A 12,453-nucleotide genomic window follows, 5' to 3' on the forward strand; every position below is an offset into this window, starting at 1 on the left:
GCCGAGCCGGCGCGTGAACATGCGCTGAAACCGATTGCAGGCTGGTCAAGCTAGGGGATTGGCGTTGCGGCTAGGGGGCAACCTAGGGTGTTGCCTAATTTGAAAGCGCTTGCAAATGCGCGATTCTTGATGGCAATGAAAGCGCTTTCAAGCGTTTCATTGGGCAGACCTTCAAAAAATACCCGGAGACAAGTTCATGAGAAATCCTCGACCCGTCATTCGTTTGTCCCGTTCGGCAAGCGCGGTGGGCCTGCTGGTGGCCAGTCTCGCCGCGCATGCGCAGCAAGCGAACAACCCTCCTGCAGACGCCAACAAGGCCCAGCTCGACGCCGTTGTCGTGACCGGCATCCGCCAGAGCCTGGAGTCCTCCCTCAACCTCAAACGCAACGCACGCGGCTTGGTGGATGGCATCGTGGCCGAGGACATCGGCAAGTTCCCGGACACCAACCTGGCCGAATCGATGCAGCGCATCGCCGGCGTGTCCATCGACCGCTCGCTCGGTGAGGGGTCCAAGGTCACCGTGCGCGGGGTCGGCCCCGACTTCAATCTGGTGCTGCTGAATGGCCGCCAGATGCCCGCCTCCAGCCTCGGCAGCACCTTTGCCTCCAACTCGCGCTCTTTCGACTTCGCCAATCTGGCCTCGGAAGGCGTGGCTGCCCTGGAGGTCTACAAGACCAGCCGGGCCGACTCGCCAACCGGCGGCATCGGTGCCACCATCAACATCAAGACCGCCCGCCCGCTGGACAACAAGCAGCGCGTGGCCAACGTCGGCGTCAAGTTGGTCAGCGACGATTCCAACAAGCGTCTACCCGACAGCCTGAACGGCAGCCAGATGACGCCCGAGGTGTCCGGCATCTACAGCGATGTCTCGGCCGATGGCCGCTTCGGCATCGCCTTGATCGGCAGCATCCAGAAGCGCAACGGCGGCTACAACCAAGCCGCGGTGGATGCCGGCTGGCGCACCTTCAAGGGCGACGAGCAGAACTGGGGCACCATCCCGCTGCCGGGCCAGGCGGGTGCCGACAAGATCACCAATCGCCCCAAGCCGACCGACCTCTATGTCGTGCCGCAGGAGATGCGCTACAGCCTGAACTCCTTCGAGCGCACCCGCACCAACGGCCAGCTGGTCTTGCAGTTCCGCCCGGTGCAGGACGTGACCACGACCTTGGACCACACCTACTCGGAAAACAAGATCCATTCCAAGCGCAGCGAGCTCTCGGCTTGGTTCAACTTCGGCCCGTCTTCGTCCAGCTGGACCAATGGCCCGATCGCCGCGCCGCTGACCTATACCGAAACCTATGACCCCAAGGCCCCGGCCGACGTGGCCATGGCCGGCAGCATCTTCGGCACCAAGAACAAGAACCAGTCGACCGGCCTGAACGTGGCCTGGAAGGCCTCGAATGCGCTGACCCTGGAGCTCGACGCCCACCACTCGACCGCCACCTCGGGCGCCGACAGCCCCTTCGGCAGCAACTCCACGCTCGGCGTGTCCATGTACAACCGCGCCAGCGCCACGGCCGACTTCTCGCAGAAGTTCCCGGTGCTGAGCATTGGCTTGGCCGGTGATCCGGCCGCCAGCCCCAGCCTGCTGCAAGTGACGGGTTCGTCCTTCCGCAACAGCTATATGCGCAACCAGATCGACCAGGCGCAGTTCAAGGGCAAGTACGTGCTGAACGAGAGCTCGGGTCTGGACTTCGGTGTCGGCATGAGCAAGGTCAAGAACCGCACCGCCTTCGCCAATGTTCAGCAGGACGATTGGGGTGGCCACAACAAGCCGAGCGATTACCCCGACAACCTGTTCCAGGCCGGCCAGTTGCAGAACTACTTTGCCCACTCCATGGGCAGCAATGGCGGCAATCTGTTCAACAACTTCTACCTGTGGGACTTCCAGGCCGTGCGCGCGGCGGCAATCAAGGCAGACGGCAGCGACAAGTGGTTCGTGCCTTCGTCCAACTTCACCGACGACCGCCGCACCCAGGAAAAGTCCACCAGCGCCTATGTGCAATATGGCAAGGACTGGGTTTGGGGCGTGCCCATGAGCGCCAATATCGGCCTGCGCTACGAGCGCACCAAGGTCGACTCCCAAGCCCTGGTGCCCATCGTCACCGGCATCAACTGGGTGTCAGCCAATGAGTTCGCCCTGGTTCGCGGCGCCTCGGACTTCACCGCGCTGTCGGGCAGCTACAAGTACCTGCTGCCCAGCATCGACTGGGAAGCTGAGCTCAGCGACAAGGTCAAGGTGCGCGCCAGCTACGGCGAAACCATCGGCCGGCCCGGCTGGGGTGCGATCCAGGGTGGCGTGACGCTGTCAGACTTCCGCGTCAACGGCGGCTCCGGCAGCCAGGGCAACCCAGGCCTGAAGCCGCTGCTGTCCAAGAACTTCGACCTCTCGGCCGAGTACTACTACGCCAAGTCGAGCTACGCCGCGCTGGGCCTGTTCCGCAAGAACATCAGCAACTTCATCGGCAGCAGCACCTTGCAGTCGACACCGGCCGGTTTGACCTCGCCGATTGGCGGCGCGCTCTACAACGAAGCCGTCAGCAAGAACTGCCCGACCAAGGACGCGATGTGCATCCGCGGTTACATCCTCAACACCTACAACGGGACCAAGGGCGTGATTCGCACCGGCTTCGATGGCAACGGCAATCCGCTGGGCACCATCGCCGGACAGACCGGTGACCCGGTGGCTGCCTTCACCATCACAGCGCCGACCAACCAGCGCAGCGACTCCATCAAGGGCATGGAGCTGAACTTGCAGCATGCCTTCGGCAAGACGGGATTCGGCGTGGCCGCCAACTACACCTGGGTCAAGTCCGGGCTGAAGTACGACAACCTGAACCTGACTGAGCAGAACGCCTTGCTGGGCATGAGCAACTCGTCCAACTTGGTGGGTTTCTACGAGGATGACAAGTACAGCGCCCGCGTGGCCTACAACTGGCGCGATGAGTTCCTGAGCAGCACCAGCGCCGACGTCTTCGGCAGTGCCGGTCCGGCTTATACCGAGGCTTACGGTCAATGGGACCTCAGCTTAGGCTATAAGTTCAGCAAGAAGCTCAGCGTGAACTTCGAGGCTCTGAACCTGAACGACGGCGTCCAGCGCGTTCACGGCCGGGCCAAGGAGGAAACGCTGTACTTCACCCAGACTGGTCGCCGCTACATGCTGAGCGCCCGCTACGCCTTCTGACCCTTGGAGCTGTTCTGATGCGCCCCGTTCTGCTTGATAACGTCAACCATGCCGATCTGCGTCTGCAAACGCGGCTCGATGCCAGCTGGGGTGATGCCGCCAGCGCCGTGCCCACGGTGCCTGCGGAGTTCAGGCAGATGCAGGCGCATTTCCCCATCGTGTTCCAGGAGAGCGCCGGTGGCGCGGCTCGCTTCCAGCCCGTGGCCTTGCTGGGCTTGTTCGAGTCGCACAACCAGTTCCTCGGCCCGCAGGGCTGGCAGGCCGGGCATCTGCCCTGGGCCCTGGAGCGCCAGCCTTTTCTGGTCGGGCGCGATGGGGAGGAGTGGGTGGTTCATGTCGACCTGGACAGCCCACGCCTGAGCCGCAGCGAGGGTGAGCCGCTGTTCCTGCCGCAAGGTGGTCAGTCGGCTGTGCTCGAGCATCGCCTGTCCGTCTTGCAGGCACTGCATCTGGGCATGCTGGCGCTGCCCGAGTTCATCGATGCGCTCTTGCAGCACCAGCTGCTGGAGCCGATGAGCCTGGATGTCGAGCAAGCCTCCGGCCAGGTGCGGCGCCTGGCCGGCTATTTCGTGATCGATGAAGACCGCCTGGCGGCTTTGCCGGGCGCGGCGGTCGCGCAGCTGCACGAGCAGGGACATTGGCTGCCGATTGCCATGGCACTGGCTTCCTTGTCGCACCTGCCGGAACTGATTGCTCGTGAACAGCAACGCGAGCGCCATGCTTGAACTGAAGGTCCAGCGCCCCGGGCACCTTCCGCCCGAGGTCTTGTCGCTGGATGTGCCTTGCGTGCTGCGCGGCCTGGCGGCGCACTGGCCGGTCGTCCGGGCGGCAGCCCAGGGCGCGGGGGCTGTGGCCGCCTGCCTGCAAAGCAAATGGCAGGGCGCCACAGTGGGTGTGTTCCAGATGGCTCCCGAGAGCGCCGGTCGGATCGCCTACACCGAGGATTTCAGCGGCTTCAACTTCAGCCGCCAGATCCTGCCTTTTGACCAGGTGCTGGCCCAGCTGCTGGCTTGGCAAGACCTGACCCCCAGCCCTTATCTCTACATGGGCTCGACCACGGTCGAGACCTGCTTGCCCGGTTTCGCAGCCGAACACAGTCTGGCTTTGGATACGCCCGAGGCGCCTTTGGCCAGCCTCTGGATGGGCAATCGCATCACCGTGCCCGCGCACCAGGATTGGCCGTCCAACCTCGCCTGCTGTGCCGCCGGTCGCCGGCGCTTCACCCTGTTCCCGCCCGATGCGGTCGGTGATCTTTATGTCGGCCCACTGGACCTCACGCCCGCCGGCCAACCCATCAGCCTGGCCAACCCCTCGGCGCCCGATTTGCAGCGCTTTCCGCGCTTTGCGAATGCTCTGGCGCGCGCCCAGGTGGTCGAGTTGGAGCCCGGAGATGCGATCTACATCCCCAGCCTCTGGTGGCACCAGGTCGAGGGGCTCGACGCCCTCAATGTGTTGGTGAACTACTGGTGGCGGCGCAGCCCGGCATGGTCTGACTCCCCCAACACCGCGCTATGGTTGGCCCTGGCCACGGTCCGTGATCTGCCGCCCGCCGAGCGGGCCGCCTGGCGAGCACTGTTTGACCATTATGTTTTCGAAGCCGATGCGCAGACGGCGGCCCATATTCCGGCGCCAGCGCGTAGCCTGCTGGCGCCCTTCAACGAGGCAGGCATGCGCCGCATGAGGGCCTGGCTGCTGAAGAAGCTGAACCGCTGAGGACAGCGATTCTCAGCGGATGCAAACAAGAAAAAGACCAACAAGAAACGAACGTCGAGACAAGAAGGAAAGGTCCTCACCATGAAGGTCCAAGCGATTCACCCCGAGACCCCCTCATCCACCAAGCCGGTGCGCCGCGTCGTCATCGCTGGCGGCGGCACCGCCGGCTGGATGGTGGCCGCTCTGATGGGCAAGCTGATGGGCAAGCTGCTCGACATTCGCCTGGTCGAATCCGAGGAGATCGGCACCATCGGCGTCGGCGAAGCCACCATCCCGGCTCTGCACACCTTCCACGAACTGCTGGGCCTGAACGAGGCGGAGTTCATGGCCGCCACGCAGGCGACCTTCAAGCTCGGCATCAAGTTTGAAGGCTGGAAGGTGCCGGGTGAGGACTACATCCACTCTTTCGGCCTGACAGGCAAAGACCACTGGAGCGCCGGCTTCCAGCATTTCTGGCTCAAGGGCCGCGAGCGCGGTCTGGCGGCGCCCTACGGCGAGTACTGCCTGGAGCTGCGCGCCGCTGAAGAGCAGCGCTTTGCCCACCTGCCGAACAACGGCATGAACTATGCCTACCACCTGGATGCCACGCGCTATGCCCGCTTTCTGCGCGGCCTGGCCGAGGCCCATGGCGTGCGCCGCATCGAGGGCAAGATCGCCGCCGTGCTGCGCGAGCAGCCGGGTGAGGGCGATCTGACGGCCCTGCAAATGGAAGACGGCAGCCGCATAGAGGGCGATCTCTTCGTCGACTGCACCGGCTTCCGCGCTTTGCTGCTGGGCCAGACCTTGGGCGTCGGCTATGAAGACTGGAGCCATTGGCTGCCCTGCGACCGCGCGGTGGCGGTGCAGACGGCGGCGGTGCGCGAGGCGCCGCCCTACACCCGCTCGATCGCTCATCCCTTCGGCTGGCAGTGGCGCATCCCCTTGCAACACCGCGTGGGCAACGGCCTGGTCTACAGCAGCCGCGAGCTCTCGGACGCCGATGCGCCCGACATGCTGCGCCGCCATGTCGAGGGCGAGCTGATCACCGAACCGCGCCTCTTGCGCTTCCAGCCGGGCCAGCGCCACGAGGTCTGGCACCGCAACTGCGTGGCCATGGGCCTGGCCAGCGGCTTCATCGAGCCGCTGGAATCCACCAGCATCCATCTGGTGCAGCGCGCGGCCATCCGGCTGATGCGCTTGTTCCCCGCCGGTGGCATCCGCGAGGTGGACGTGCGCGAGTTCAACCAGCAGACCACGCAGGACCTGCAGCACATCCGTGACTTCATCATCCTGCACTACCACGTGACCGAGCGCGACGACTCGGCCCTGTGGCGCCATGTGCGCACGATGGCCGTGCCCGAGACCCTGCGCCACCGCATCGAGTTGTTCCGTGAGACCGCGCGCGTGTTCCGCCCGCTGGACGAGCTGTTTGCCGAAAACTCCTGGATCCAGGTCATGATGGGTCAGGGCATCACTCCCCAGCACCACCACCCGGTGGCCGATCTGATGGGGGACGACGAGCTCTCGCACTTCCTCGCCAGCATCCGCACGCAGGTCAGCCGCCAGCTGGCCGGCCTGCCGCCCCACCAAGCCTATGTCGAGCGCCTGTGTGCGCCGTACCGCGCGGCGGCCTGAGCGCCATCGTTCCCATTGCCTACTGACCACCTGCCATGTTGACTCCTGTTCCTAGCCCGGACACCTTTCCCCGCCTGCTGGCCGATATCGGCGGCACCAATGCCCGCTTTGCCTGGGTCGATGCACCCGGCGCCCCGCTGCGCGCCTGCGCCAACTACCGCGGCGCCGAGCATGTGTCGCTGGCCGCGGCCGTCGAGGCCTATCTGGAAAGCCAGGCCCTGCCGCGCCCGCAAGCCCTGGCCATCGGCATTGCCTATCCGATCAGCGGTGATGAGGTGCGCATGACCAATGGCGCCTGGTCCTTTTCGATCAGCGGCCTTCAGCGCGAGCTGGGCCTCAAGCGCCTGACCGTGATCAATGACTTTGCGGCCCTGGCCTTGGGCATCCCGGATCTGAAGGCGGCGCAGCTGCATGCGCTGGGCCCCGGCGAGGCCGTGGCCGGTGCGCCGCTGGCCGTGATCGGCGCCGGCACCGGCCTCGGCGTGGCCGGCCTGATGCCGCTGCCCGGCGGCGGCTGGTGGCCGGTGTCGGGCGAGGGCGGCCATGCCACCCTGGCCGGCCTCGATGATTTCGAAGATGCCGTGATCGCCCGCCTGCGCCGGCGCTTCGGCCATGTTTCCGCCGAACGCGCGCTCTCGGGTCCGGGCCTGGTCAATCTCTACCAAGCCTGCACCGAGCTGAACGGCCAGCCGGTCCTCAGCCTGGAGCCCGCCGAGGTACTCGGCCGCTCCGAGGCCGGCGACGCCACCGCCGCCCAGGCCATCGCCTTGTTCTGCGGCTTCCTCGGCAGCATGGCCGGTAACGTCACCCTGACCCTGGGCGCCCGCGGCGGCGTCTACATCGGCGGCGGCATCGCCCCGCGCCTCTTGAAAGAGCTGCGCAGCTCCACCTTCCGCAGCCGCTTCGAAGGCAAGGGTCGGCTGTCCGGCTTCCTTGCGCCGATTCCCTGCCACGTCATCGACGCGGCGGTGTCGCCCGCACTGGAGGGGGCCTCGCGGGCGCTGGATTTGGGTTTGTGAGCGCGAGCTCAGCGCCGGCCAGTCGCCCTTGGCGCGGCACTCCCCGTCGCCCAAGAAAAAAGCCGGCCTCAGGCCGGCTTTGCTGTTCTCAAAGCACCATCACGGCAGCACCACGATGCCGCCATCCCGTTCCACCAGGGCTGCCAGTTCGCCCGAGGACACCAGGGCGGTGGCGGCTTCGATGCTGGGGGCCAGGTAGTGGTCGGTGGGCATGGCCGGGCTGGTCTTGCGCACCAGGGCGTGCACCTCTTCCAGCGCCGCCGAGCTCTTCAGCGGGCGCAGGAACTCGATGCCTTGGGCGGCGGCCAGCAGCTCGATGCCGATGATGTGGGCGGTGTTGTCCAGCATATTGCCCAGGCGGCGCGCGCCGAAAGTGGCCATGGAGACATGGTCTTCCTGATTGGCGCTGGTGGGCAGGCTGTCCACGCTGGCCGGGTGGGCCAGGCTCTTGTTCTCGCTGGCCAGGGCGGCGGCGGTGACGTGGGCGATCATGAAGCCCGAGTTCAGGCCGGCGTTCTCGGTCAGGAAGGGCGGCAGGCGCGAGACGCTGGCGTCGATCAGCATGGCAATGCGGCGCTCGGCGATGGCACCGACTTCGGCAATCGCGCAGGCCAGCGCGTCGGCGGCCAGGGCCACCGGCTCGGCGTGGAAATTGCCGCCGCTGACCATATAGTTGCTGCCGTCTTCACCAGCAAACACCAGCGGGTTGTCGGTCACGGCATTGGCTTCGCGGATCAGCACATCGCGGACATAACGCGCCTGGTCCAGGCATGCGCCCATGACCTGCGGCTGGCAGCGCAGGCAATACGGGTCTTGCACGCGCTCGTCGCCTTCCTTGTGCGACTCGCGGATGGCGCTGCCGGCCAGGATCTGGCGGTAGGCGCGGGCGGCCTCGATCTGGCCGGGCTGGCCGCGCACCTCGTGGATGCGCGGGTCAAACGGGCCGTCGCTGCCGCGTGCGGCGTCCAGGCTCAGCGCGCCCGAGACGAGGGCCGAGGCATACACCTGCTCGAAACGGATCAGGCCTTCCAGCGCCAGGGCGGTGCTGGTCTGGGTGCCGTTGATCAGGGCCAGGCCTTCCTTGGCTTGCAGCACCAAAGGCGCGATGCCGTGCTTTTTCAGCTCGGGCAGGGCGGGGACGCGTTTGCCGTCGACCAGCATTTCGCCTTCGCCCAGCAGGGCCAGGGTCATGTGCGAGAGCGGGGCCAGATCGCCAGAGGCGCCGACCGATCCCTGCGCCGGCACGTACGGCACGAGGCCGGCATTGAAGACGTCGAGCAGGCTTTGCACCACCTCCGGGCGCACGCCCGAGTGACCACGGGCCAGGGACGCGGCCTTGGTGGCCAGCATCAGGCGCACGACTTCGGGCTGCAGCGGTGCGCCGACACCGACGCAGTGCGAGCGGATCAGGTTGAACTGCAGCGTGGCCAGCTCCTCCTTGCTGATGCGCTTGGAGGCCAGCTTGCCGAAGCCGGTGTTGACGCCGTAGACGGGCGCGTCGCCGGCCGCTGCGGCCTGCACCACGGCCGCGCTGCGGCGGATGATGGCATCGGCACTGGCGTGCAGGCTCAGGGTGATGCCGCCGCTGCGGATCTGGCGCAGCTGGGCCAGGGTCAGCTGGCCAGGGGTGATTTCGATGTTCATGTGTTGGGGTGTGAGCTAGACGTTGGGACGCAGAGGTCGCGAAGATTCGCAGAGCTCGCAGAGACGAAAACGGCAAAGACTCTGCGGCCCTTGCGTTTCTCTGCGAACTCTGCGTCCGGGTATCAGTTTGGGTCCAGCATGGGCATGTTCAGACCACGCTCACGCGCCGTGGTCTTGGCGATTTCATAGCCGGCATCGGCATGGCGCATGACGCCGGTGCCGGGGTCGTTGTAGAGCACCCGCGAGAGGCGCTGGGCGGCGGCATCCGTGCCGTCGGCCACGATGACCACGCCGCTGTGCTGGCTGAAGCCCATGCCGACACCGCCGCCGTGGTGCAGTGACACCCAGGTGGCGCCGCCGGCGGTGTTCAAGAGTGCGTTCAGCAGTGGCCAGTCGGACACGGCGTCCGAGCCGTCGGCCATGCTCTCGGTCTCGCGGTTGGGGCTGGCGACCGAGCCGCTGTCCAGGTGGTCGCGGCCGATGACGATGGGGGCCTTGAGCTCACCGTTCTTCACCATCTCATTGAAGGCCAGGCCGGCGATGTGACGCTCGCCCAGGCCCAGCCAGCAGATGCGCGCCGGCAGGCCCTGGAAGGCAATGCGTTCCTTGGCCATGTCCAGCCAGCGATGCACCTGGGCGTGGTGGGGGAAGAGCTCCTTGATCTTGGCGTCGGTCTTGTAGATGTCTTCCGGGTCGCCGGACAGCGCCACCCAGCGGAAGGGGCCGCGACCTTCGCAGAACTGCGGGCGCACGTACGCAGGCACGAAGCCGGGGAAGTCAAAGGCGTTCTTGACGCCTTGCTCCAGCGCCACTTGGCGGATGTTGTTGCCGTAGTCCACGGTCGGGATGCCCATGGCCTGGAAGTCCAGCATGGCTTGCACGTGGACGGCGCAGCCGCGCGCGGCGGCGGCCTTGAGGTCAGCATGCTGGGCCGGGTCGGCGGCCGCAGCCTTCCATTGCTCCACGGTCCAGCCAGCCGGCAGATAGCCGTTGATCAGGTCATGGGCCGAGGTTTGGTCGGTCACCAGATCGGGCTTGATGGCGGTGCCGGCCTTGGCGCGCTTGACCAGCTCGGGCAGCACTTCGGCCGCATTGCCCAGCAGGGCGATGGAGATGGCTTTGCCCTCGGCCGTGTACTTGGCGATGCGGGCCAGGGCGTCGTCGAGGTCGGTCGCTTGCTCGTCGACATAGCGGGTCTTCAAGCGGAAGTCGATGCGCGATTGCTGGCACTCGATGTTCAGCGAGCAGGCGCCGGCAAAAGTGGCGGCCAGGGGCTGGGCGCCGCCCATGCCGCCCAGGCCAGCCGTTAGCACCCAGCGGCCGGTCAGCGAGCCGCCGTAGTGCTGGCGGCCGGCTTCGGCGAAGGTTTCATACGTGCCCTGCACGATGCCTTGCGTGCCGATATAGATCCAGCTGCCGGCCGTCATCTGGCCGTACATCATCAGGCCCTTGCGGTCGAGCTCGTTGAAGTGCTCCCAGTTGGCCCAGTGCGGCACCAGATTGGAGTTGGCGATCAACACGCGCGGAGCGTCCGGGTGCGTCTTGAACACGCCGACCGGCTTGCCCGACTGCACCAGCAGGGTCTCGTCAGCTTCCAGTTCTTTGAGCGAGCTCAGGATGGCTTCGAAGCAGTCCCAGTTGCGGGCGGCCTTGCCGATGCCGCCGTAGACAACCAGGGCGTCGGGGTTCTCGGCGACCACCGGGTCCAGATTGTTCTGGATCATTCGGAAGGCGGCCTCGGTCAGCCAGCTCTTGCAGCTGAGCTGGGTGCCGGTGGGGGCGCGCACGACGCGCGGCTGGGCAGAGGTCTTGGGCGTGGTCGACGGTGAGGACATGACGGGCTCCTGTGAGGCTGCGGAATGTGGCGAACTCTAGTTGTCTATACAAGTAAAGTCAACTACGATCCGGCCATGGTCAGAAAATCGCCAGCGAGCCCGGAACCGCAGTACATCAAGGTGCAGAACCATCTGCGCGAACGCATCGCCTCGGGCCACTGGGTGGCCGGTGATCTGCTGCCCTCCGAGGCCGAACTGGTGCAGACCTTTGGCGTCAGCCGCATGACGGTGAACCGGGCCCTGCGCGAATTGCATCAGGAAGGTCTGATCGAGCGGGTGCAAGGCGTGGGCACCTTTGTGGCCCAGCTGCACCGCATCTCTTCGACCCTGACCGTGCGCGATGTGCACGACGAAATCGCCGAGCGCGGCCACCGCCACGAGGCCGTGCTGCACCGTCTGGAGACGCTGCGCGCCACGGCCGAGCAGGCGGCCGAGTTCGAGCTGCCGGCCGGATCTGAGCTCTTCCACAGCGTCATCGTGCACCTGGAAAACGGCGTGGCGATTCAGTGCGAGGACCGCTTGGTCAACCCGGCCAGTGCGCCCGATTACATGGGCCTGGACTTCAGCCAGACCACGCCGACCCACTACTTGTTACAAGTTGCCCCCCTCAGCGAGGCCCGCTACACCATCGAATCGACGCTTCCGAGCGAATCCGAGGCTAAGCTTCTGGGCATTTCGCGGCGCGACCCCTGTTTGGTGGTCAAGCGCAGCACCCTGAGCCGCGGGCGCATCGTCACCACCGTCCGTTTGACCCACCCCGGCTCGCGTTATCTATTGCAGGGGAGTTTTCAAGCATGAGCACAATGATCGGCCGCCCGGAATTGGGCGAACATCCGCTTGGCGGGTCGGAGCGCAGCGACGGGGTGCACCAATGAGTTGGAGTGTGATTTCGGCCGAAGACTTGGCGCCGCAGCCATGGAAAAACGGCGGCGGGCAGACCCGTGAGCTGCTGGCCTGGCCGAATCCCAGCGACTGGATCGTGCGCCTGAGCGTGGCCGATATCGAGCGCGACGGGCCCTTCTCGGCCTTCGAGGGCATTCAGCGCTGGTTCGCGGTGCTGCGCGGCGACGGTGTGCGCTTGTATGAATACGAGCTGCGCGTCGGTGATGAACTGTTGAGCTTTGACGGCGCCTTGGCGCCTGATTGCGAGCTGATCGGCGGCGCCACCCGCGATTTCAATTTGATGCACCGGCGCAGCCGCGGCCGCTTGATCGTTCAGCCGGCCGACCATCCTTTTCTGCCCGAAGCCGGCAACAGCCGCTGGCTCGGTTTGTTCACCGCCGGCGGCGGCCTGCTCAGCCACGGTGCACGCGCCATGCCGCTGCGCCCCTTGAGCCTGGCCTGGTGCGAAAGTCCGGCGCGGCAGAGCTGCATTTTTGACGGCGAAGGCGCCGCCTGGTGGATGGCCTGGAGCGAGGCCGAAAGTTTGGGCGACTGACACGAA

At 66.0% G+C, this 12,453-nt stretch carries 9 protein-coding genes; 7 read left to right on the forward strand and 2 right to left on the reverse strand.

Annotated features, from left to right (window positions below; all coding sequences use genetic code 11):
• The first annotated feature begins 196 nt into the window (after positions 1-196).
• From LNV28_RS22665 to glk, 5 genes are all read left to right on the forward strand, one after another.
• Positions 197-3,184 carry a TonB-dependent receptor gene (locus tag LNV28_RS22665; protein ID WP_263519956.1) on the forward strand — a complete coding sequence of 996 codons (2,988 nt, stop codon included), beginning with the start codon at positions 197-199 and terminating at the stop codon, positions 3,182-3,184.
• 17 nt (positions 3,185-3,201) lie between these two features.
• Positions 3,202-3,909, forward strand: a complete 708-nt coding sequence (locus LNV28_RS22670; protein ID WP_263519955.1) for a SapC family protein — start codon at positions 3,202-3,204, stop codon at positions 3,907-3,909.
• Positions 3,902-4,897, forward strand: a complete 996-nt coding sequence (locus LNV28_RS22675; RefSeq protein WP_263569042.1) for a cupin-like domain-containing protein — start codon at positions 3,902-3,904, stop codon at positions 4,895-4,897. Before LNV28_RS22670 ends, LNV28_RS22675 begins: the two co-directional genes overlap by 8 nt.
• Before the next feature lie 81 nt (positions 4,898-4,978).
• The gene (locus LNV28_RS22680) at positions 4,979-6,511 is read left to right on the forward strand and encodes a tryptophan halogenase family protein (protein WP_263519953.1); all 1,533 of its coding nucleotides are present in this window, start codon (positions 4,979-4,981) and stop codon (positions 6,509-6,511) included.
• Positions 6,512-6,546: 35 nt separating this feature from the next.
• Entirely contained in the window at positions 6,547-7,530 is a 984-nt protein-coding gene (glk, locus tag LNV28_RS22685) for a glucokinase (protein WP_263519952.1), read from the forward strand.
• A gap of 99 nt (positions 7,531-7,629) precedes the next feature.
• Here glk and hutH read toward each other — a convergent pair whose 3' ends face one another.
• A complete protein-coding gene (gene hutH / locus LNV28_RS22690; protein WP_263519951.1) occupies positions 7,630-9,174 on the reverse strand; it encodes a histidine ammonia-lyase in 1,545 nt (514 codons plus the stop codon).
• Between the two features lie 122 nt (positions 9,175-9,296).
• Positions 9,297-11,009, reverse strand: coding sequence for a urocanate hydratase (gene hutU / locus LNV28_RS22695; protein ID WP_263519950.1), 1,713 nt, complete (start codon positions 11,007-11,009; stop codon positions 9,297-9,299).
• A gap of 75 nt (positions 11,010-11,084) precedes the next feature.
• Between hutU and hutC the strand changes: the two genes are divergently transcribed.
• Positions 11,085-11,807: a histidine utilization transcriptional repressor HutC gene (hutC, locus tag LNV28_RS22700; RefSeq protein ID WP_263519949.1), complete on the forward strand. Its 723-nt coding sequence runs from the start codon at positions 11,085-11,087 to the stop codon at positions 11,805-11,807.
• Positions 11,808-11,880: 73 nt separating this feature from the next.
• On the forward strand, positions 11,881-12,447 hold the full coding sequence (locus LNV28_RS22705) for a HutD/Ves family protein (RefSeq protein ID WP_263519948.1): 567 nt from the start codon (positions 11,881-11,883) through the stop codon (positions 12,445-12,447).
• The last annotated feature ends 6 nt before the right edge of the window (positions 12,448-12,453 follow it).

Source organism: Paucibacter sp. DJ2R-2, from assembly GCF_025717675.1.
Classification (GTDB): domain Bacteria; phylum Pseudomonadota; class Gammaproteobacteria; order Burkholderiales; family Burkholderiaceae_C; genus Paucibacter_A.